Annotated in this window: 20 protein-coding genes; 13 read left to right on the plus strand and 7 right to left on the minus strand. The window is 63.3% G+C overall.

Annotation, left to right across the window (positions count from 1 at the left end; all coding sequences use genetic code 11):
- Positions 1–158: 158 nt before the first annotated feature.
- Positions 159–911 (plus strand): TIGR03089 family protein, encoded by a 753-nt coding sequence (locus tag CVS28_RS03465; protein ID WP_103480639.1) that lies wholly within the window; start codon positions 159–161, stop codon positions 909–911.
- Between the two features lie 5 nt (positions 912–916).
- Here the strand turns inward: CVS28_RS03465 and CVS28_RS03470 are convergent, their stop codons facing one another.
- Entirely contained in the window at positions 917–1,420 is a 504-nt protein-coding gene (locus CVS28_RS03470) for a GtrA family protein (RefSeq protein WP_103464244.1), read from the minus strand.
- A 229-nt stretch (positions 1,421–1,649) separates the two neighbouring features.
- On the opposite strand from CVS28_RS03470, the gene CVS28_RS03475 reads away from it, so the two are divergent.
- From CVS28_RS03475 to manA, 4 genes are all read left to right on the plus strand, one after another.
- Positions 1,650–2,804 (plus strand): 5-(carboxyamino)imidazole ribonucleotide synthase, encoded by a 1,155-nt coding sequence (locus tag CVS28_RS03475; protein WP_103480640.1) that lies wholly within the window; start codon positions 1,650–1,652, stop codon positions 2,802–2,804.
- A gap of 9 nt (positions 2,805–2,813) precedes the next feature.
- Entirely contained in the window at positions 2,814–3,407 is a 594-nt protein-coding gene (gene purE / locus CVS28_RS03480; RefSeq protein WP_103464242.1) for a 5-(carboxyamino)imidazole ribonucleotide mutase, read from the plus strand.
- The gene (locus tag CVS28_RS03485) at positions 3,404–5,029 is read left to right on the plus strand and encodes an LCP family protein (RefSeq protein WP_103480641.1); all 1,626 of its coding nucleotides are present in this window, start codon (positions 3,404–3,406) and stop codon (positions 5,027–5,029) included. Before purE ends, CVS28_RS03485 begins: the two co-directional genes overlap by 4 nt.
- Before the next feature lie 72 nt (positions 5,030–5,101).
- Positions 5,102–6,352: a mannose-6-phosphate isomerase, class I gene (gene manA / locus CVS28_RS03490; protein WP_103480642.1), complete on the plus strand. Its 1,251-nt coding sequence runs from the start codon at positions 5,102–5,104 to the stop codon at positions 6,350–6,352.
- Positions 6,353–6,436: 84 nt separating this feature from the next.
- Here manA and CVS28_RS19355 read toward each other — a convergent pair whose 3' ends face one another.
- The 3 genes from CVS28_RS19355 to glpX all read right to left on the minus strand — a co-directional run bounded on the left by CVS28_RS19355 (position 6,437) and on the right by glpX (position 9,713).
- Positions 6,437–7,429: a PDDEXK family nuclease gene (locus CVS28_RS19355; RefSeq protein ID WP_133159037.1), complete on the minus strand. Its 993-nt coding sequence runs from the start codon at positions 7,427–7,429 to the stop codon at positions 6,437–6,439.
- A gap of 225 nt (positions 7,430–7,654) precedes the next feature.
- Positions 7,655–8,659 carry a lipid II:glycine glycyltransferase FemX gene (locus CVS28_RS03500; RefSeq protein ID WP_103480644.1) on the minus strand — a complete coding sequence of 335 codons (1,005 nt, stop codon included), beginning with the start codon at positions 8,657–8,659 and terminating at the stop codon, positions 7,655–7,657.
- A 16-nt stretch (positions 8,660–8,675) separates the two neighbouring features.
- Positions 8,676–9,713: a class II fructose-bisphosphatase gene (gene glpX / locus CVS28_RS03505; protein WP_103464237.1), complete on the minus strand. Its 1,038-nt coding sequence runs from the start codon at positions 9,711–9,713 to the stop codon at positions 8,676–8,678.
- Between the two features lie 178 nt (positions 9,714–9,891).
- On the opposite strand from glpX, the gene CVS28_RS03510 reads away from it, so the two are divergent.
- The 6 genes from CVS28_RS03510 to CVS28_RS03535 all read left to right on the plus strand — a co-directional run bounded on the left by CVS28_RS03510 (position 9,892) and on the right by CVS28_RS03535 (position 15,710).
- On the plus strand, positions 9,892–10,524 hold the full coding sequence (locus CVS28_RS03510) for a DUF4245 domain-containing protein (protein ID WP_165788046.1): 633 nt from the start codon (positions 9,892–9,894) through the stop codon (positions 10,522–10,524).
- Complete coding sequence (locus tag CVS28_RS03515; protein WP_103464235.1) at positions 10,521–11,168, plus strand: carbonic anhydrase; 648 nt, start codon at positions 10,521–10,523, stop codon at positions 11,166–11,168. The genes CVS28_RS03510 and CVS28_RS03515 overlap by 4 nt, the downstream gene beginning before the upstream one ends.
- 140 nt (positions 11,169–11,308) lie before the next feature.
- Entirely contained in the window at positions 11,309–12,739 is a 1,431-nt protein-coding gene (locus CVS28_RS03520) for a class II fumarate hydratase (RefSeq protein ID WP_103464234.1), read from the plus strand.
- A 157-nt stretch (positions 12,740–12,896) separates the two neighbouring features.
- On the plus strand, positions 12,897–13,574 hold the full coding sequence (locus CVS28_RS03525; protein ID WP_103480646.1) for a TetR/AcrR family transcriptional regulator: 678 nt from the start codon (positions 12,897–12,899) through the stop codon (positions 13,572–13,574).
- Entirely contained in the window at positions 13,571–15,247 is a 1,677-nt protein-coding gene (locus tag CVS28_RS03530; protein WP_103480647.1) for an MDR family MFS transporter, read from the plus strand. The genes CVS28_RS03525 and CVS28_RS03530 overlap by 4 nt, the downstream gene beginning before the upstream one ends.
- Before the next feature lie 103 nt (positions 15,248–15,350).
- Positions 15,351–15,710 carry a hypothetical protein gene (locus CVS28_RS03535; RefSeq protein WP_103464231.1) on the plus strand — a complete coding sequence of 120 codons (360 nt, stop codon included), beginning with the start codon at positions 15,351–15,353 and terminating at the stop codon, positions 15,708–15,710.
- Positions 15,711–15,754: 44 nt separating this feature from the next.
- On the opposite strand, the gene CVS28_RS03540 is transcribed toward CVS28_RS03535, so the two are convergent.
- Positions 15,755–16,225, minus strand: a complete 471-nt coding sequence (locus tag CVS28_RS03540; RefSeq protein WP_103480648.1) for an NUDIX hydrolase — start codon at positions 16,223–16,225, stop codon at positions 15,755–15,757.
- A 9-nt stretch (positions 16,226–16,234) separates the two neighbouring features.
- Positions 16,235–17,734, minus strand: a complete 1,500-nt coding sequence (locus tag CVS28_RS03545; protein WP_103480649.1) for a CitMHS family transporter — start codon at positions 17,732–17,734, stop codon at positions 16,235–16,237.
- Between the two features lie 168 nt (positions 17,735–17,902).
- Between CVS28_RS03545 and CVS28_RS03550 the strand changes: the two genes are divergently transcribed.
- Positions 17,903–19,675 (plus strand): sensor histidine kinase, encoded by a 1,773-nt coding sequence (locus CVS28_RS03550; protein WP_103480650.1) that lies wholly within the window; start codon positions 17,903–17,905, stop codon positions 19,673–19,675.
- On the plus strand, positions 19,672–20,334 hold the full coding sequence (locus CVS28_RS03555; protein WP_103464227.1) for a response regulator: 663 nt from the start codon (positions 19,672–19,674) through the stop codon (positions 20,332–20,334). The genes CVS28_RS03550 and CVS28_RS03555 overlap by 4 nt, the downstream gene beginning before the upstream one ends.
- A 38-nt stretch (positions 20,335–20,372) precedes the next feature.
- Here CVS28_RS03555 and CVS28_RS03560 read toward each other — a convergent pair whose 3' ends face one another.
- Complete coding sequence (locus tag CVS28_RS03560) at positions 20,373–20,882, minus strand: prepilin peptidase (RefSeq protein WP_103464226.1); 510 nt, start codon at positions 20,880–20,882, stop codon at positions 20,373–20,375.
- Position 20,883: the final 1 nt, after the last annotated feature.

Consider the following 20,883-nt stretch of genomic DNA (forward strand, 5'->3'; position numbering starts at 1 on the left):
AATCGCCTAAATACCTTGATTCCGCACAGTCTTCGCGTTTTTCTGAGCCCGCGAGCGAATATGCCCGAAGCCTTATGTAACGCAGCTCACGTCACAATCGACATTTACTCCAATCGCTGGAATTTCTCGTCAGGCAGAAAGTGGCAAGATGGGGCACTATGAACACCGTGCCGAACACCCCCGCAGATCTTCTGAACTCCTTGCGCAGCAACCACGCAACATCGCCCCGGTTGTCCTGGTACGGGCCGGATTCCGAACGTGTGGAGTTCTCCGGCCGCGTGTTGGATAACTGGGTGGCCAAGACTGCCAACTACCTTGTTGACGAGCTCGACGCTGCACCCGGCACAGTGGTTGCCGTGGACCTGCCCCTGCACTGGCGGTCACTGGTGTGGCTCCTGGCCACCTGGGCCGTGGGTGGCACTGCGGTGACGGCGGACCTTCCCGATGGTGCCGACATTGTGGCCACGGCCCATCCTGCTGACGCCCAGGAGCGCCTGGCGGGCGTTGCTCCGGTCCCCCTGCTGGTGGCTGTGGCACTGCCGGCCCTGCAGATGCGCTGGCTGGGCGAGCTGCCCCCGCGCACCTTGGACTATTCAGGGGATGTGCGCGCGCACGCCGATGTGTTCTTTGCCGACGATGCGCCGGCTCCGGGCGATGTTGCCTGGCTGCATGATTCGGTGACCACCAGCTACGCTGCGCTCCTGGCGCAGGGTGAGGTCATGATCGACGGCGTGGCCCAACCATTGCCTGCTGAACCACAGCGGGTGCTGCTGCAGGTGCGGGACGGATGGGACGCCGTCGTACCTGCGGCCCTGAAGATTTGGGCGGCCGGCGGTTCAGTGGTTTTGCTTGACGACGGCGTGGCAGCCAGTGATCATCTGCGCAGCACCGAGAACATCACCCTGGGCTAAGGGATTTAGCGCTTGTGGTCCGACTCGATGAGCTCGTGGTCGTGGTCGAATCCGGGTTCCTGATCGAGTTCCTCGGTGAAGACCCAGTAGCGGTAAGCGAAGAAGCGGAAGATGGTGCCCAGGATCAGACCCACGACCGAGCCTGCGATGATGTCGGCGGTGGCGGACTCAAAGCCCAGGACCCAGTGGGAGATGTAGACGCACGCGGCGGCGATGCCCAAGCCAATCCCGTTCATGATGATGAACAAGATGACTTCGCGCACCATGTTGGCCTGGCGGCGGTGGCGGAAGGTCCAGTACCTGTTGGCCAGCCAGGAGAAGACAGTGGCGACGGCGGCCGAGATGATCTTGGCCTTGGTGGGGTGCCCGCCCATGCTGCCCGCGAGCAGCCACAGGTATATGCCGGTGTCGATGACGAAGGCAACGCCACCTACGACGCCAAATTTTGCCACCTCGCGCCAGAACAGGCCCATCAGGCCTTTGATGCGCTCAGTCAGTGATTTATACATGGTCCTCCGTCAGGCTAAGGGGCCAAAAACGGTTGGATCACGCTAGCAGCCTCAGATGAATTCTAAGCCAATTCGCCTGCGAGTTCTGCGCTAGGGGCTGCAAAACGCCACGATTTGGGCTTGGAAAGTTGTGATATTGCACCATCGTACCGATTCAAAGTCGGCGCAAAAACGGCGCAGCTCGGCCTAAAAGCAAGGATCTGGGCAGACTTTCGGTACGCTGGGGATTGTGACTTTTCCTGTAATCGGTGTTGTGGGCGGCGGGCAGCTGGCCCGCATGATGGCCCCTCCCGCCGTGGCCCTTGGTTTTGAATTACGTGTCCTGGCTGAAACCCCGGAGGTGTGTGCCGTGCCCGTTGTGGCCACGGCCCCCGTGGGCGACTACAAAGACCTGGACACCTTGCGCACTTTTGCCCGTGGTGTTGACGTGCTCACCTTTGACCACGAACACGTCCCCAGCGAGCACTTGCAGGCCCTCATCGCGGAGGGCGTGAACGTGCAGCCGCGCCCGGACGCCTTGATCAATGCCCAAGACAAGCTGGTGATGCGTGCGGCCATCGAGCGCTTGGGCTTGCCCAATCCGGAGTGGGCTGCTGTTTCCTGCGTTGCAGACATTGAGGCTTTTGGCGAGCTCAACGGCTGGCCCGTGGTGTTGAAGACCCCGCGCGGCGGCTACGACGGCAAGGGCGTGAAGATTCTGCGCTCCCCCGACGACGCTGCTGCCGCCGCCGACTGGTTTGAGGCCATGAGCCCCCTGCTGGTTGAAGAGATGGTTGACTTCTCCCGTGAACTTTCCGCCCTCGTGGCCCGCACCCCCTCCGGCGAGGCACGCGCCTGGCCCGTGGCCGAGTCCATCCAGGTGGACGGCGTCTGCGATGAGGTCATTGCCCCCGCCCCCGCGATTCCTGCCGACGTTGCCGCACAGGCCCAGGCCGCCGCGCTCCTGATTGCCGGCGAGCTGGGCGTTACCGGTGTCATGGCTGCCGAGCTTTTTGAAACCCCGGGACGCGCACCCGGCTACCTCATCAACGAGCTGGCCATGCGTCCCCACAACACCGGTCACTGGACCATGGACGGCGCCGTGACAGGGCAGTTCGAGCAGCACCTGCGTGCCGTGCTGGACCTGCCCCTGGGCTCCACGGATGCCCTGGGCGAGATTGTTGTCATGAAAAACTTCCTGGGCGGCGCCAACCAAGATCTCTTCAGTGCCTATGGCGCGGCCCTGGCTGCCGAACCCACTGTCAAGGTGCACAGCTACGGCAAGTCTGTTCGTCCTGGCCGCAAAATTGGTCACGTCAACGTGATCGGTTCCGCGGACGACGACGTCGCAACAGTCCGCGCCCGCGCCACCACCGTGGCAAACATCATCCGTGACGGAGCATAGGGAAACACCATGAGCGAACTTTCCACACCCCAGCAGCCCCTAGTGGGCATTGTCATGGGATCAGATTCAGACTGGCCCGTCATGGAGCTGGCTGCCGCCGCCCTGAGCGAATTCGGCATCCCGTTTGAAACAGACGTTGTCTCGGCGCACCGCATGCCCACGGAAATGATCGCCTACGGCCAGAACGCGGCCGCCCGCGGCATCCGCGTCATCATTGCCGGAGCCGGTGGCGCAGCCCACCTGCCGGGCATGCTGGCCTCCGTGACCACGCTGCCCGTGGTGGGTGTCCCCGTTCCCTTGAAGACACTTGACGGCATGGACTCACTGCTTTCCATTGTGCAAATGCCTGCCGGCGTTCCCGTGGCCACCGTCTCCATCGGCGGTGCCCGCAACGCAGGGTTGCTGGCCGTACGCATGCTGGCATCGGCCACTGACGACCTCGCGGTGTCCCTGGCCGCGAAGCTGACAGTTTTTGCCCAAGAACTCAACGACCAAGCCTCGGCCAAGGGTGCTGCGCTGCGTGAAAAGGCCGGTGCCGCCTATCCGTTGGCGGTCAACACCGGAACATCCGCAGGAGCCGAGGGTGTGAACGCGAACGTATGAGTTTTAGCAGCCCCAAGGTGTCCCGGGCCTCCAACCGCCCGCCTGTGTTGACCAACCCGGTCCGTTACCCGGAATCGGCCTCGGCACCTGCACGCTCAAAAAGAGCCTGGTTCCTCCTGCTGCTGACATTATTTGTGCCCGGCGCTGCCCAAATTGTTGCCGGCAACAAGCGCTTTGGCCGCCTGGCCCTGCGCTGCACTTTCACGGTCTGGGCCTTGGTGATTGCCGCCGTCGCCCTTGCCTTGGTGCACCGCGAAACCCTGCTGAACCTGTTCACCAACCCGCTGAGCTCACTGGCAATCATTGTGGTGCTGCTGGCGCTTGCCCTGGGCTGGGCCATCGTTTTTTTGAACACGCTCAAGATCATTCGCCCGTCCATGCTGGCCCCCGGCATGCGGGCACTGGTCAGCGGCGCGCTGGTGGTGCTCATGGTCCTGACCAGCGGGTCCCTGGCCTACGGCGCGTTTTTGATCAATTCCGGGCGCAACGCCATCACCAGCATTTTCCAGTCCGGGCCGGACATGGTGCCCGTGGATGGGCGCTACAACTTCCTGGTCATGGGTGGCGACGCCGGCGCGGACCGCACCGGACGGCGCCCGGATTCCATCATTGTTGTCAGCATCGACGCCAAAACCGGCCAGGCTGCCACCATGAGCATCCCGCGAAACCTGCAGAACGCCCAGTTCTCGCCCGACTCCCCGCTCTGGGGCGTCTACCCCGAGGGTTACAACTGCGGCGATGACTGCATCATCAACTTCCTGTACACGGATGTGACCAACAACCATGCGGGCCTGTACCCGAACGCGCCGGATCCGGGCGCGGCAGCCATGATGGATGCTGCTGGCGGGACCCTGGGACTGCAAATTCAGGGCTACGTTTTGGTTGACATGGCCGGATTCTCCACGCTCATTGATGCCCTGGGCGGGGTCAAGGTCAACGTGGGCGGCTGGGTTCCCATCAGTGGCGACGACGTCAACGGAACCGGCGACCACCTCCCGCCCACAGGCTGGATTGCCCCAGGGGTGCAAACCCTCAACGGCTACCACGCGCTCTGGTACGCCCGCTCACGCCAATGGGTGCCTGAGTACAATCGCAGCCAACGCCAACAGTGCATCCAGGCAGCCATGTTGGCCCAAATGGACCCTGCCACTGTTCTCACCAAGTTCAACGGCATCGCGGCCGCTGGTGCCAAGGTCATCGAATCCGACATCCCGGCCGGGCAGTTGGGCAGCTTCGTCTCCCTGGCGCTGAAGTCCAAGGAACACTCCCTGGCCCGTTTGACCATTGGCCCGCCGGACTTCGATCAGGACTTCCCCACCTACCCTGACTTTGATGTCATCCATGAGCGCGTGAAGACTTTGTTGAACCCGCCAGCGCCCAGCGAGAAGCCCAAGACGGAGGAGGCTCCGGCTGCCCCTGCCGTTCCTGCTGACCCCGCTGCACCGGCACCGGAACCGGCGCCTGTGCCTGTGCCTGTGCCTGTGCCGACGTCGGCAGCTCCCGAAGCGCCCGCCGCCACACCGGATGTCTCCGCAGAATACTTGCAGCAACTAGCCATCAACAATGATGAAGCAGCACTCTTTACCCTGCTTGCCAATAACGGGAGCTGCTCCCCCGGCTAGAGCCGGCCACTGAGTTGGTGCCCATGATTTCACAGTGACTTTCAGTTTGTCGCGAACCAGGAGAAACGCCTTATGTATGCACTGACCAACGTCACCCGCGACTACCCTTGGGGCTCAACCACAGCCATCGCAGGGCTCCTTGGCACCGATCCCAGCGGCGGACCCGAGGCTGAGCTATGGATGGGCGCCCACCCGGATTCACCCTCCGTGGCCGCCACCCCCGAGGGACCCATAGCCCTGGACCAGCTCATTGCTGACCATCCCCGGGCAACGTTGGGCGAGGAAGTCCACGCCGCATTCGGGGCCAAGCTGCCGTTTCTTGCGAAACTGCTGGCCGCGGACAAGGCCTTGTCACTGCAGGTGCACCCCACCCTGGAGCGCGCCCGCGTTCGCTTTGCGGACGAGGAAGCTGCCGGGATCCCGCGCGACGCCGCACACCGCAACTACAAGGACGAGAACCACAAGCCGGAAATGATCCTTGCGCTCACCAATTTTGAGGCGCTCTGCGGGTTCCGACCCTGTGCCGAGGCTGCGGAATTGTTCCGCGCCGTGGGAGCCGCCATTGCCGCAACGGGCACAGAGGTCCCCGCGCTGCTGCGCCAAGTCGAGATGAGCCTGAACTCCCGCATGGCCGAGCCCATGGTGGTTCGCCGCGCCTTTGAAACGCTCATAAACGGTGGATCCGCAACCACAGAACTAGTGGATCTGGCCGCCTCAGCCTTGGCGTCATCTTGCATCGAACTGGCCGCTGCGCTGGGCACTGTGGTTGATCTGGCCCGGCAATACCCGGGCGATCCGGGCGTCCTGATCTCGTTGTTGCTGAACCGGGTGTCCTTGGTGCCGGGCGAGGCCATCTACCTGCCCGCCGGGAACATCCACGCATACCTCTCGGGGCTTGGCCTTGAGGTCATGGCGTCCTCGGACAACGTGCTGCGCGGCGGGTTGACGGGTAAACACATCGACGTGCCCGAGCTGCTTGCGACGGTTGACTTTGCCCCCGGCGCCGTGCCCGTGGTGCCCACCCGCGTCACCGAGCTGGGCCAACACATCTGGGAACCGCCCTTTACCGAGTTTGTGTTGCAGCGCGTGGAAATCGCCGTGGGCGCCGAACCCATGCCGCTGATCCAAAACGGCCCCCTGCTGGTGTTGGCCGTTTCCGGGTCGGTGCTGCTCGATTCACCCCGCGGCGACATGGTGCTAAGCCGCGGCGGCGCCGTTTTTGTGCCAGCCGCCGAGAACCCTGTCATGGTCCACGCCCATGTGGACAGCGCCGATAAGTCGCACACCCCGGCAGTGGTTTTTGCCGTCACGGTAGCTGGCTAGGCCCTCACCGGCCCCGCCACCGGTGAGTGCGCAGCTGATGCGACTTCCACGTCCGGAAGTCGCATCAGCTGCGCCCTCACCCCGTCATTGAAAGTCTCGACGTGTATTGAGGGCGCCCCGGAGCGATTGGCCAGCCAAGTTCTTTGGATCCGGCCAACCACCCCGCACCAACATCCGTGCGAGTTTGGTGACAAGAATAAGTTCCCCGGCCTGCATGTCTTTCCTGTTGATCAGCGCCTGGTGCCAGCCCAATGAATTGGTGACAAAATCCCTGTCATGGTCCTTGGTCTGCTGCTCCGGCGTGAAGTGATGGTTGCCGTCGTACTCGGCGCACGTTTTGTACTCCTCGTTGGCTAGATCAGGAGCCACCAGGGCGAGTCCGTCAGGGCCCAGGATTTCCACATTTGGCTCAAAATCCGGCAGTGGTGATCGGGCTATGACCAGCCGAAGCCTGGTTTCCGGAGGCGAATCCGAACCCACCCTGACCCATTCCATGGCTGCCAGCAGTTTGCGCATCCCCCGTGCACCGGCATGCTCGGCAATGTAGGCGTTCAGGGCGTTCCGTTCCACCATGGCCGTTTTGGGCGGTACGCATTTGCTGTGATGTTCGCAGACTATCTGGTCGGCAATGTCCACAAGCTCATCAAGGGTGAGCAGGGACGCAATATCCACCAGCGTCCTCTGCACAGAGGTGACAGGTACTCCGGCAACGATCACAAGGTCCCCTGGCCCCAACAACAAACGGCGTCCGTTGACGTGCCGGCGTCGAGGAGACGACTCACCCCGGGGCCTGGCCACGTCAAGGCATTGGGCGGCCTCAAACCGCGATGGGAGGAACAAGCCGTGGATCTTGGCGGCCGTGATGTGGCTGATGAAGCTGGAGCTGGTTACTGATGTGTGGGCCCGGCAAGACTCCAACAACTCAAAACTGCCACTTCGCGGCAACCTAATTTCCCGGCTCGGCGTCCAAAGGTCCCGTGATCGGGTCCTTGCCGGCGTCAGTCCCGCACGCCGTGCCTGGGCAACGGTGAAGGGGAGCTGTTGCAGGTGCAACGGGAGGGGCTTCAATCTGCTCATGCACCCCATTAATACCCGGTTGGTGCCGCGACGGGGCGCAATACTGGGCTGCTCATGAAATCTGTGGATAACGGGCGCGTTTAGGCCACTCAACTGCCGAAAAATCTGGGGTGAAAGGGGGATCGCCGCGCGCTGCCCTGCATGGGAACCCAAAAGCAGACGTGAGTGTGCAGCTGATGCGAGTTCCGGCGTCGGAAGTCACATCTGCTGCGCACTCACGTGCGGTTAGCGCTTGAGGATGCCGCGGGCCTTCTTCATAGCCTTCCGGCCCAAGGGGAGCGCCTTGGCGAACACCGGGTAGAGGGGTGACAGCCCCAAATCCCAGGTGCCGGCCAGCATGTTCTCGTGGTCGGCAAAGCCAAACTTGAATTTGGAGACACCGTCATTGAGCAAACCGTTGAAATCGTAGCGGGTGATCCCGCGCGCCTTCATCTCCTGGATGGCCAGCCATTTCAGCGAGAAGTTGGCCCGCAGCTGGCTGCCCGCCTCCGTCATGCCGCCGTACAGCTCAAAGGCCGTGGAGCCACTGGCTGCGAGCCACAGGAAGGCCACGAGCTTCTCGCCGTCGAACGCGCCGTAAATGGGCGAACCCGCACCCAGGTTCCTCAGAATGTCGCTGTAGTAGGAGTCCTGGTGGATCCCAAATTCGGCACGCTCAGCCGTCTCCTTGTACACGGCCATGCACTGCGGCAGCTCGGCCGCGGTGACGGCACGGTACTCCAGGGCCTCGCGGCTGGACTTGCGAATGTACTGGCGCGTCTTCTTGGACATGGCGCCCAGCAGCTCGTCCTCACTGCGGCTCAGGTCCAGAATCAGTGTGCGCGGGATCAAGATGGTGCTCGAACTGCGCGCCCATCCCGACGCCGGCAGGGACGCCGCGGCCACGGAGTCGGCATCCCAGTCGGGCTCAATGCTCAGGGCCACGGACTTGTGGGTTGCCTTCACATAGCGTCCGACGGCGTCCAGCACCTCGATCTCCCGGCCAGCGGCGGCCTGTGGTCCCCTGGCGACATACGCCAGTGAGCGGAACGGGAACGGCAGCGGGCGCAACAGAATTTGGGCCGACCCCACCACGGCGCCATCCTCGAGGACCAACACCCGGTCCACCCGCCAATTGTGGGCGGACTTGGTTTCTCCCCAGCCCCACAGCTGCATGGGGTGCCCCTGCTGGGAATCAACAGCGGCATCCCACTCGTCACGGACACGGCACGGCACAACGTTCAAAGTCATGCTCCAACCCTACCGGCTAGCTGCGACGGGCGTAGGTCTCCCACTTGGCTGCCTGGTGCTCGCCGTCAACGAATCGGACGGTGCCTGACTTGGAGCGCATCACGATGGACTGGGTCAGGACGCGGCCCTTGTCGTAGCGCACGCCGCGCAGGAGGTCGCCGTCGGTGATGCCTGTTGCGGCGAAGTAGCAGTTGTCGCTGGTGACGAGGTCGTTGGTGGAGAGGACCCGGTCCAGGTCGTGACCGGCGTCGAGGGCCTTCTGCTTCTCGTCATCGGAGGTGGGCCACAGCCGGCCCTGGATGACGCCGCCCAGTGTCTTGATGGCGCAGGCGGCCACAATGCCTTCGGGGGTGCCGCCGATGCCCATGAGCGCGTCGACGCCCGTGCCCGTGCGAACGGCCGCAATGGCTCCGGCTACGTCGCCGTCGAGGATGATCTTGGTGCGGGCGCCGGCGTCGCGGATTTCCTGGATGAGCGGCTGGTGGCGGTCGCGGTCCAGCACCATGACGGTGAGCTGGTTGACCTTCACACCCTTGGCTTTGGCGATGAGGTGCAGGTTTTGCTTGACGGGCAGGCGCAGGTCAACCATGTCGGCGGCCTCGGGGCCAGTGACGAGCTTCTCCATGTAGAACACGGCGGAGGGGTCAAACATGGTGCCGCGCTCGGCCACGGCCAGCACGGCAATGGCGTTGTTGATGCCCAGGGCTGTCAGGCGGGTGCCGTCAATCGGGTCAACGGCAACGTCGCATTCCGGGCCGGAGCCGTCGCCCACCACTTCACCGTTGTACAGCATGGGGGCTTCGTCTTTTTCGCCCTCGCCAATAACGACTACACCGTTGAAATGCACTGTTGAGAGCAGCGACCGCATGGCGTCCACGGCTGCGCCGTCGGCCAGGTTCTTTTCACCGAACCCCACCCAGTGCCCGCCGGCAATGGCTGCAGCTTCGGTTACTCGCACCAGTTCTAGAGCTAGGTTCCGGTCCGGCTCGCTGTCGCCTACGGCGAGAGAGCGGGACAATTGCGAATAGTCAGCCTGTGATGCTTTTTCAGCCACGTTGAAACCCCGTTGTTCAGGTAGGCGCAGATTTATGGTGCGCGACGGTGCGCACCCCTGACATGTTTCGCCTACGGTAGCCATCATAAGCGAAACAGTCGTTGCGGCCATGGTGATGTATGCCACGTCAGGGCTGCTGGTGAAATTATCCTGTAACGATTTCTGGGAAGATAGTCACGTGAGTGACTACACCCCTACCCCTCCCGTGAAGCCAGTTATTGCCGCCGGAGCAGCAAAGCGCGCCAACGCATCCATCATGGGCATGCTCCTGGCCATGTTCTCCACAGTGGCCATTGTTGTCACCATTGTGTGGCTCAATCCGCAACAAAAGGCGGAGTCATACCGCACGCCCATCGATGTTGCGGCCATTGCCAGCCACGCGGCGGGGACGGCCGGGTTCACCCCCGTGGCGCCCGCCCTGCCCGATGGCTGGTACGCCAACTATGCGCGCTGGAACCCGCCTGGCTCTGATGGTGTTTCATTCTGGGACGTAGGTTACGTAACATCCGCCAACACGTTCATTGCGCTGCGCCAGTCCGCCACGGCCAACCCCACCTGGACTTCCGACCAGGCACAGAACGCCCCTGTTACGGGAAACCGCACCATTGACGGCCGTGTCTGGGAGCTGCGTGATAAACCTAAAGGGGACCGCAGCCTGGTTCTGGTGAGTGGCACAACGACCATTGTTTTGACCGGCGCGGCAGATTTCAAGGAATTCGATGTCCTTGCCACCGCCGCCGGCCGGCTCGTGGATGCCGCACCCGCCAGCCCGGCTGCCAGCATTTCTACTACGAAGGGCAGCACCTCATGACCGATGGAGAAGTCGACGCCATTACCTTCCCGCCCCACACTCCCGCGGAGGCTTGGGCCACGCTGATGGCAGGCAACGCCCGTTTTGTGGACGGCAAGTCCTCCCACCCCAATCAGGACGCCGCCCGCCGCGCCTCGCTGCTGTCCACCCAGCACCCGTTCGCCGTGATCTTTGGCTGCTCCGATTCGCGCCTGGCCGCCGAGATCATCTTTGACCTTGGCCTGGGCGACGCCTTTGTGGTCCGCACGGCCGGGCACGTCATTGACAACACCGTGCTGGGTTCCCTGGAGTACAGCGTTGAGTACCTGGAAGTTCCCCTCATCGTGGTCCTGGGCCACGACAGCTGCGGCGCCGTGACAGCCACCGAGGCTGCTGTTTCCACCGGCAAGATGCCCGCCGGGTTCATTCGCGACCTGGTGGAGCGCATCACCCCGTCGGTGCTGACGTCCCTGCGCAAGAACAAGGACAGCGATGTCAGCGACATGATCGAGGAGCACGTCCGCCAGACGGCCGCCCGCCTGGTGGAGAACTCCCCCATCATCGCCACCGCCGTTGCCCGCCAGCGCACCGCAGTGGTTGGCCTGACCTACCGCCTCGACGACGGCAGCGCCGACCTGGTCTACAGCAACGGTTCCATAGCCTAGATATGCCCAAGGGAAGGCTCGACGCCGGGACTCACCTCCCGGCGTCGAGCCTTCTTTGCGTCCGACCGGGCAGGCAACGGGACAGCTTGGGGACGGGACACAGTTTTTAGCTCGGGGCGTGGCGGCGATATGGTGTAGGCATGACTGATACTGCCGCGGCTACCGCACAAGACTTCCGTATTGAACATGACACCATGGGCGAGGTCCGGGTCCCGGTCAACGCCCTGTACAGCGCCCAGACCCAGCGCGCCGTGGAAAACTTCCCGATTTCTGGCATGACACTGGAGTCAGCCCACATTGCCGCCTTGGCCCGCATCAAGAAGGCAGCGGCCACCACCAACGCCGAGTTGGGTGTTTTGGATGCAGATTTGGCCCGCGCCATTGAAAAGGCGGCCGATCTGGTTGCTGCTGGCAACTTCGACGGCGACTTCCCGATCGATGTTTTCCAGACCGGTTCCGGCACGTCCTCCAACATGAACATGAACGAGGTTCTGGCGAACCTGGCCAACAAGGCCCTGCTGGCCTCGGGCTCGGATAAGACCGTTCACCCGAACGACCACGTCAACGCTTCACAGTCCTCCAACGACGTGTTCCCCACCTCCGTTCACGTGGCTGCCACCTCGGCCCTGATCAACGATCTGATCCCGGCGCTGGCCTACCTGGCCGAGTCCTTGGAGCGCAAGGAAGCCGAATTCGCCACGGTGGTGAAGTCCGGCCGCACCCACTTGATGGATGCCACCCCCGTGACACTGGGCCAGGAATTTGGCGGCTACGCAGCGCAGATCCGCTACGGCATTGAGCGTGTGGAGTCCGCACTCCCCCGCGTCGCCGAAGTTCCTTTGGGTGGCACCGCCGTTGGCACGGGCATCAACACCCCGGCCGGCTTCCCGCAGCGCGTGATCGCCCTGCTGGCTGCGGACACCGGCTTGCCGCTGACCGAGGCCCGCAACCACTTTGAGGCCCAAGCCAACCGCGACGGTCTCATTGAGGCCTCCGGCCAGCTGCGCAACATCGCTTACTCCATCATGAAGATCAACAACGATCTTCGCTGGATGGGTTCGGGCCCCAACACGGGCCTTGGCGAAATTGCCATCCCCGATCTGCAGCCCGGCTCCTCGATCATGCCCGGCAAGGTCAACCCCGTCATCTCCGAGGCCGCCATCATGGTTGCCGCCCAGGTGATTGGCAACGACACCACCATTGCCCTGTCCTCCACGAACGGCGCCTTTGAGCTGAACGTCGGCATCCCGGTCATGGCTGCGAACCTGTTGCAGTCCATCCGCCTGCTGACCAACACCTCCCGCATCATGGCCGACAAGATGATCGACGGCCTGACCGCCAATGTGGAGCGCGCGCGCTTCCTGGCCGAGGCTTCCCCGTCCATCGTGACCCCGCTGAACAAGTACATCGGTTACGAGAACGGCTCCAAGATCGCCAAGCACGCAGTCAAGAACGGCCTCACCATCCGTGAAACCGTTCTGGCGCTTGGCTTCGTTGACCGCGGCGAAATCACCATCGAACAGCTGGATAAGGGTCTTGACGTTCTCGCCATGACCCGCCCCCCGCAGTAACCCCCGGCTCTCCCCGAGCTTTTGCAACTGGCCCGCAGAAAACGCCGAAAATTCACGATTTTGATGAGTTTTTCGGCGTTTACTGCGGGCCAGTTGTGATTAATTCCACTCCAAAAACGTTTTGCACTCTGGCCAAAATAGTGCAAACTTTTACTTTGTGACTGAAAGTGCAAAAAATTGTGCCGCGCATGGCTTGCGCGCCCGTAAACGTGAAGCAACCAGGTCCGCCATCACCGCGGCGGCCCGGCGTGCCACTGCCCAAAAAGGCCTCAACGGCTTCACCATCGAGCAGCTGTGCGAGGAAGTCGGGGTGTCCCGGCGGACGTTCTTCAACTACTTCCCCTCCAAGGAAGACGCCATCATTGGCCACCTGCTCGACGAGTTTCCGGCAGCGGCCATCGCTGAATTCCTTGCCGGCGGCGCCCAGGATTCCGGCGTGGAACGCGGGCCCCATGGACTCTCCACCACACTGCTGCGCGATTTGTACACGCTCACCTGCGCCATGGCGGCGCAGCTGGACTTCACCAAGGAACAAATTCATCAGCTGATCGCTGTCATGAAGATGGAGCCTGCCCTCACGATGAAAATGATGGGCAGCAGCAAGATTCGCGAAGCAGAATTCGCAGACCTGATAGCCCAGCGGGAACACCTGGACCCGGACGATCCCCTGGTCAACATGGCGGCAGCCGTCTTTGGCACGTGTTCGCACCGCGCCAGCCAAGCCTTCTTCTCGGAAGAAAACACAGCCAGCTACGGCGACCTCCTGGCCGGCAACCTGCGCCTGGCCCAACAACTTTTCAATTTCTCCCTCTTACCCTTCGAAGGGACCCCATGAGTACCGCCATCAAAGCAGGCGAACCGCTCCTGCTGACCCAAAAGAGAATCTGGATCATCTTCTCCGCGCTCATCGCGGGCATGATGCTCTCCAGCCTCGACCAAACCATTGTTTCCACCGCCATGCCCACCATCGTGGGCAAGCTGGGCGGCGTGGAACACCAGACCTGGATCACCACCGCCTACCTGCTGGCCACCACCATTGTGATGCCCATCTACGGCAAGTTTGGTGACGTGCTGGGCCGCCGCAACCTGTTCCTGGCAGCCATTGCCATCTTCACGCTGGCCTCGATCGGCTGCGCCTTTGCCACCGACTTCTGGGGCTTTGTGATCTTCCGTGCCATCCAGGGCTTGGGTGGCGGTGGCTTGATGATCCTCTCGCAGGCCATCATTGCTGACATTGTCCCCGCCAACGAGCGCGGCAAGTACATGGGCCCCCTGGGTGCCATCTTCGGCCTCTCAGCCGTCGCCGGCCCCCTCCTGGGCGGCTACTTTGTGGACCACCTCACCTGGGAGTGGGCTTTCTACATCAACATCCCGATCGGCATTGCAGCGTTCATCATTGCCTACTTCACCTTGACCCTGCCCTCCAAGAAGGCAACCAAGAAGATTGACTTCATGGGTGTGGTGTTCCTGTCGGTTGCCACCACAGCCTTGATCTTCTTCACCGATTTTGGCGGCAAGCAAGACGGCTGGACCTCCATGACCACATGGTCGTGGGGCGCCCTCATGCTGGCAGCCGTGGCGCTGTTCATCTTCACCGAGTCCCGTGCGGCAGACCCCATCATCCCGCTGTCCCTGTTCAAGAACCCGATCTTCCTGAACTCCACGGCCATCGGTTTTGTCTTGGGCATGGGCATGTTTGCCGCCCTGGCATTCGTCCCCACGTTCTTGCAATTGTCCTCCGGGACCTCCGCCGCCGAGTCAGGCCTGCTGATGCTGCCCATGATGGTGGGCCTGATGGGAACCTCCATCTGGTCAGGTATCCGCATGACCAAGACCGGCAAGTACAAGGCTTTCCCCATTGCCGGTTCAATCCTGACCATCATCGCCATGCTGTGGATGACCACGTTGTCCGCCGAAACCCCCATCTGGGTCATTTGCGCGCAGCTGTTTGTCTTCGGCACCGGTTTGGGCCTGATCATGCAGATTGTGGTCATCGTGGTGCAGAACTCGGTTCCGGCCTCCCAGTTGGGAACCGCAACCAGCACCAACAACTACTTCCGTGAAGTGGGTTCCGCCTTGGGTGTGGCCGTCTTTGGCGCCATGTTCACCACGCGCCTGGCCGAATCCCTCAAGGACGTGTTCACCACAGGTGGCGCATCGGCTGAGGAGGCCGGCAGTGCCATGTCCTCCCTGGACCCGCAGGCGCTGCACCAGCTCCCGCAAGCCATCCAGGACGGCATCATCAACGCCTACGCCGATTCCCTGGCTCCGGTGTTCTGGTACCTGATCCCGTTCATGATCGTGGCCCTGGTGCTGGCGATCTTCATGAAGGTCATCCCGCTCTCGGACACTTCCGGCATGGTGGCCCGCGGCGAGGCCATTGGCGGGGAAGAGGCTGAGCGTCTGGAAGCTGCGCGCCTGGCCAGTGGCACCGCCGCTGATTCCGAGACTGAGGCTGAGGCTGGCGACACCCTGCTGCTGAGCAAGGAAGACCCGGACAAGCCGTAGCCCGATCACAAAAGGCGCGTGCCGCCGTCGTACTTTAGGTGCGACGGCGGCACACGCCTTTTGCGTTTGCGTAGACTGGGCAGCTGGCCGGGAAGGGGCACGGATGGACTACGAAATAGTTGAATTGCTGGTGGGCGGGGTGCTTGCCCTGCTGCCCATTGTGGCGGTGGTTGTGGTGGGTCTGTGGTGCATGAAACAACCACAACGGCGCATGCCCTGGTTCTTCTTTCTGGGGCCGGCGGCGTCGGTGGCATACATCTGGATTGCGGCGTACCTGGCGATGGCCGTATTTCAGCCGCCGGTTGACCCGGCGTTCGCTGGCGGCCGGGGCCTGGACCTCAGCGGCTTCTGGATCATCGGCGGTTCAATGGTGGGTGGCATTGCCGGCGTGCTCACATCGATGCTGCTGTGCGCCGCGAACCTGCTCCGGCAATACGGCCGCCACGCAACGGACGCCCCCTAGCACCAACCTCGGGCAAATCTTGCTGAGAATCAGCGGCGGTGGCCTCAGCGTTGGAAGTGGGCTTCTCCGCTGAACGCCACGGCCCGCTGGATGCAGGCGAGGTGGCCGGGGCGCAGCGGCGGGAGCCCGTCCACGGAGAACCAGCCCACGGCAACGGACTCGTCGTCGTTGACACGCGCCGTGCCGCTGATGTGGCGGCAAATGAATTCAATGCTCAGGAAGTCGCACACATCACCGTTAGGAAACGTCACTGGCCCCACCACCGTGATGCCCATCAGATGCTCAATGGTGGCAACGACGGCGGTTTCCTCAAAGATTTCACGCACCAGCCCAGGCCCGGGCTCCTCCCCCGGTTCCAGGATTCCCGTGATCAGCGCCCAGCCACCGGTGTCCGAGCGTTCGCCCAGCAAAACCCGGCCCTCGGCGTCGAACACCACACCGCACACCCCGGGCAGCCACAGCGGATCGTGGCCGATCTTTTCGCGCATCTTGACAATGAATTCCGGTGATCCCATGAAACCAGCCTAGCCCCAGGGAACGACGCCGATTCCGACGGCCACGGCCAGCATCACCAAGGACACTACCAGTGCGCGCCACAGCACCTTCTTGTGGTGGTCACCCAGATCCACCTTGGAGAGTGAGACCAGCAGCAGGATGGCCGGCACCAGTGGGCTTTGCATGTGGACCGGCTGGCCCGTGATGGAGGCCCGGGCCATGGCGGCCGGGTCAATGCCATAGTGGGCAGCCGTTTCGCTCAGCACGGGCAGCACACCGAAGTAGAACGCGTCGTTGCTCATGAAGAACGTCATGGGAATGCTCAGCAGTCCGGTGATCACGGCCATGTACGGACCCATGGAGGTGGGGATGACGCTGACCAGCCACGCGGCCATGGCATCCACCATGCCGGTGCCGCTGAGAACGCCGGTGAGGACGGCAGCAGCCATCACCATCGAAACCACTGCCACGATGCTGCCAGCGTGGGAGACGAGTGCACTGGCTTGGTCCTTGACCCTGGGGAAATTGACCACCAGGGCAATGGCCGAGCCAACCATGAACACGTAGGGCAGGGGCAGGATGTCCATGACCAGAACTACCATGAGCGTGGCGGTCAAGACCAGGTTAAACCAGAAGAGCTTGGGACGCAGGGTGCTGCGGTTGGGGTCCAGCTGGGAATCGGCCAGGGAGGTGTTGACGGCCTGTGCATCCTGGTTGGCCACGGCAAGAACCTGCTCATCAAAGCGGGCCTGCGCCGCGGAGCGGGGCTTTTCCACCGTGAGCACGGTGCCAGCGGTTCCGGTGCCAGTTGATCCCTTGCCGGCCGAGGTTTTGCCACCAGCTGCATTAGCGGGGGTGCCGCCTGAGGGGGTGCCGCCGTCGTGCTTGGAGCTTTCACTCCACGAGCTGCCGGACACGGCTAGGCGACGGCGTTCGCGCAGGCCCAGGTGCCAGGCGAAGAGGAAGATCACAATCATGCCGGCAATCAGCGACGGGATCATGGGGACGAACACTTCGCTGGGGGACACTTTCAGCGCTGCGGCGGCGCGGGCTGTGGGGCCGCCCCAGGGCAGGATGTTCATGGTGCCGTTGGCCAGGCCGGCCACGCAGGTCAGCACCACAGGGCTCATGCCCAGGCGCAGGTAGATGGGGAGCATGGCCGCCGTGGTGATGATGAACGTGGTGGAGCCATCGCCATCCAGGGAGACGATTGCGGCGAGCACTGCCGTGCCGAGGACCACCTTCGCGGGGTCGTTACCCAGGGTCCGCAGGATCAGCTTGACCAGGGGGTCGAACAGGCCGACGTCGATCATCATGCCGAAGTAGACAATGGCGAACATCAACAATGCCGCTGTTGACGTTAGGCTTTTCATGGAGTCCATGACCATGTCGCCCAGGCCCAGGCCGGCTCCGGCGAACAGGCCGAAGATGGTGGGGACAACTATCAGGGCCACCACGGGCGTCAATTTCTTAGTCATGATCAACGCCATGAACACCGCTATCATGGCAAATCCAAGGATTACCAGCATTTGAACTCCTTTGTACAAAGGCCGCATTTGTGACCCGCTTTACAGAGAATAGAGTGGTCTGCATCACACGCGGTGGTTAAGTTCGCTTGCTCCAACTAGTGCCCATTGAACACGTTTAGCCCATTAAGCCCACACTTGCCGTGAGTCCCATCCTTGAAGGAGAGTTCGTTGAAGCAGGTACGCCCCACGCCCAGGCTGCGCTTCTCCACCCGCGTCCTGCTCCTGCAACTGGGCGTGGTGTTTGCCGTGGTGCTCATCACCGCAGGCACCTTTGCCGCCCTGACCTACCAGCGGCTGGGCGATCAGGCCGAGGCGCGCGCACTGGCCGTGGCCCGGGCCGTGGCATCCGGGGAGGATGTGCGCCGCGAAACCGCAGCCCTCGCCACTTCCCCTGCCTCTGCTCTAACTCCCGCCAGCCTTGCCCACGGGCCACTCCAACTCGGTGCCGAGTCCACCCGGGAGCGGACGGGGGCCTTCTTTGTGGTCATTACCGATGACACCGGGCTCCGTCTGGCGCACCCCAACCCGGCCCTGTTGGGTCAGCAAGTTTCCACCGACCCCTCGGTGGCCCTGGGCGGCGGGGAAGAGACGTCGCAGGACTCCGGCACCCTGGGGCACTCGGCTCGGGCCAAGGTTCCGGTGTACGCCCCCGGCGCGGAATCCGATGTGGTGGGTGAGGTCAGTGTGGGATTCTCCAGCGACGACATCGCAGCCAGTCTGGGGCCCAATATTCTTCCCCTGGCGCTCACGGCGGCCATGTCTTTGGTCCTTGGAGCGCTGGCGTCAACCATGATGGGGACCCGGCTGCGGCGCCTCACCCTGGGCCTGGAACCGGAGGAAATCGCCGGGCTGGCACAAGACCAGGAAGCTGTGCTGCGCGGCGTTGACGAAGGCGTCATCGGAGTCTCCGAGAACGGCACCATCACAGTGTTTAATCAGGGGGCACGGCGGCTGCTGGCCCCAGACTCCACCGCAGACTTTGGCGGCATCCCCTTAAGCCACAGCGGGCTGCCACCGTTTCTCTTGGCAGCTGCAGCCGGGAGCGAATATGGCCCCTCAGAGCATGTTGCCGGGGACCGGGTGGTCATTGTCTCGGCCCGCCCCGTCAAGCTCGACGGCGACGACGCCCGGGCCCTGGGCAAGGTCATCATGGTCCGTGACAGGACCGAGGTGCAGGCTCTGACCCGCCAATTGGATGCCGTCAACGCCCTGGGCACAGCCCTGCGGGCGCAACGGCACGAGTTCGCCAACCGCCTGCACACGGTGGCCGGGCTTCTGGACCTTGAGCGGGCAGCCGAGGCCCGCGACTACGTTAGTGCCATCATGAGCAACGGCCCGCTGCGGTACCCCGCCAGGGACCTGGGCATGCTGGGCGATCCCTATCTGGAGGCCTTCATCGGCGCCAAGAGCATCGAAGCTCAGGAGCGGGGCGTGGAATTGAGGATAGGGGCTGACACCCTCATGCGCGGCCACGTCACGGACCCTCAGGATGTGACGGCGGTTCTGGGCAATCTCCTGGACAACGCGATCCTGGCCGCCGTATCCGGGTCAGCCGCCCAGAAGTGGGTTGAGGTGGAACTCTTGGATGACTTTTCAGCTGCCGGGGCCACCCTGCATCTGGTGGTGGCTGATTCCGGGGAGGGACTGCCACCAGCCGGTGCTTCCGACTCCTCCGCCGATGCCGCCGTCGATGCCAGCGAGCTGATCTTTGCCGCCGGTTTTTCAACCGCTGCCGCGGAACCGGGGGTTGCCGACCCGATCGCCGGGCACGGCGTGGGGCTGGCCCTGATCCGGCATTTGGCCCGCCGCCGTGGCGGCGACGTCTGGGTGGCCGACGCCGGCTCCCCCACCACCCACGGCGCCGTATTCTGCGCCCGCCTGCCCGGCGTTGTCTCGGCTGTGCCCGACGAAGCTGTGCCCGTCCCAGAGGAGAAACCATGAGCCACGATTTCACCGTCCTGATCGTTGAGGACGACTTTCATGTTGGACGGCTGCACGCAGGTTTCGTCAACGCCGTGCCGGGCTTCCGCGCCCTGCCCCCGGCGCCCACCGCCGCCCAAGCCCTTAACGTCATCCATGCGCAGGCGCCGGATCTGGTCTTGCTGGATGTCTACCTGCCTGACGCCACCGGACTGGACGTGCTGCGACGCATTGACGTTGATGCCATGATGCTCAGCGCCGCCTCTGATCCCGAAACCATCCGCAAGGCCCTGCGCCACGGTGCACTGGCCTACCTGATCAAACCGTTCTCCGCCCAGCTGCTGGAGTCCCGGCTACGCGGATACCTCAGGTACCGCCGCCTCCTAGCGGAAACCGGCACCCTCTCGCAGGACCGGCTCGAATCCGCCTGGCAGGCACTGCACCCGGCCGCTGCGGCCACGGGCCCCCGGCCGGGCTCAGCCACGGAGACGGCAGTGCTGAGCGCGCTTGCCCAGGGCGGGGACCAGTCCACCGCGGACGTGGCCAAGGCTGTGGGCATTTCCCGGACCACTGCCCAGCGGTATTTGCAGGGCTTGGCCGACGACGGCGCAGTTGTCATCTCCCTGCGCTACGGCGCCACCGGACGGCCCGAACACCGCTACAGCGCGGCCAAACCCTAGGGGCTGGTTTCGGCTGGCTCTGGGGCTGGTCGTGGCCCTTAGGCGGGGACCAGGAGCAGGGTGGCCAGCGCCCCTGCCAGCATCGAGGGGCCAAAGGGAATCGCTGACTTGGCAGTGCCGCGGCGGCTGACAATCACGGCCACACCCCACAACCCGCCCACGACGAACCCTGCGCCCAGGCCCAGCCAGACATGCTGCCAACTGAGGAAACCCAGGAACATGCCCAGCACTCCGGCCAGTTTCACATCCCCAAAGCCCATCCCGGCGGGGTAGAGCGCCCACAGCAGCCAGTACAGCGCGCCCGCAGCCAGCGCTCCCCCAACAGCACTGATCACCAGTTGCGGCATGCCCGCTGCCAACGCGGCGCCCAGGAGCAAAACTGCGGCCACGGGATAGGCCGGCAGCACATACCGGTTGGGAAGTTTATGGGTCCGGATGTCGATGACGCTCAGCACCACCGCAAGCCACAATAGGTACAGGCAGGCGGCCAGGACGGCGAGAAACGCCGCCAGGCTAGTTTCAAGCAGATCGGACAACCGAGTCACCATA

Origin of the sequence: Arthrobacter glacialis (genome assembly GCF_002909415.1) — a bacterium.
GTDB lineage: Bacteria > Actinomycetota > Actinomycetes > Actinomycetales > Micrococcaceae > Specibacter > Specibacter glacialis.

Bases quoted from the DNA above. Each gene is read 5' to 3' on its own strand.
- CVS28_RS03465 (WP_103480639.1), top strand. From the start codon at position 159: ATGAACACCGTGCCGAACACCCCCGCAGATCTTCTGAACTCCTTGCGC.
- CVS28_RS03470 (WP_103464244.1), bottom strand. From the start codon at position 1,420: ATGTATAAATCACTGACTGAGCGCATCAAAGGCCTGATGGGCCTGTTC.
- purE (WP_103464242.1), top strand. From the start codon at position 2,814: ATGAGCGAACTTTCCACACCCCAGCAGCCCCTAGTGGGCATTGTCATG.
- CVS28_RS03485 (WP_103480641.1), top strand. From the start codon at position 3,404: ATGAGTTTTAGCAGCCCCAAGGTGTCCCGGGCCTCCAACCGCCCGCCT.
- manA (WP_103480642.1), top strand. From the start codon at position 5,102: ATGTATGCACTGACCAACGTCACCCGCGACTACCCTTGGGGCTCAACC.
- CVS28_RS19355 (WP_133159037.1), bottom strand. From the start codon at position 7,429: ATGAGCAGATTGAAGCCCCTCCCGTTGCACCTGCAACAGCTCCCCTTC.
- CVS28_RS03500 (WP_103480644.1), bottom strand. From the start codon at position 8,659: ATGACTTTGAACGTTGTGCCGTGCCGTGTCCGTGACGAGTGGGATGCC.
- CVS28_RS03515 (WP_103464235.1), top strand. From the start codon at position 10,521: ATGACCGATGGAGAAGTCGACGCCATTACCTTCCCGCCCCACACTCCC.
- CVS28_RS03520 (WP_103464234.1), top strand. From the start codon at position 11,309: ATGACTGATACTGCCGCGGCTACCGCACAAGACTTCCGTATTGAACAT.
- CVS28_RS03530 (WP_103480647.1), top strand. From the start codon at position 13,571: ATGAGTACCGCCATCAAAGCAGGCGAACCGCTCCTGCTGACCCAAAAG.
- CVS28_RS03535 (WP_103464231.1), top strand. From the start codon at position 15,351: ATGGACTACGAAATAGTTGAATTGCTGGTGGGCGGGGTGCTTGCCCTG.
- CVS28_RS03540 (WP_103480648.1), bottom strand. From the start codon at position 16,225: ATGGGATCACCGGAATTCATTGTCAAGATGCGCGAAAAGATCGGCCAC.
- CVS28_RS03545 (WP_103480649.1), bottom strand. From the start codon at position 17,734: ATGCTGGTAATCCTTGGATTTGCCATGATAGCGGTGTTCATGGCGTTG.
- CVS28_RS03555 (WP_103464227.1), top strand. From the start codon at position 19,672: ATGAGCCACGATTTCACCGTCCTGATCGTTGAGGACGACTTTCATGTT.
- CVS28_RS03560 (WP_103464226.1), bottom strand. From the start codon at position 20,882: ATGGTGACTCGGTTGTCCGATCTGCTTGAAACTAGCCTGGCGGCGTTT.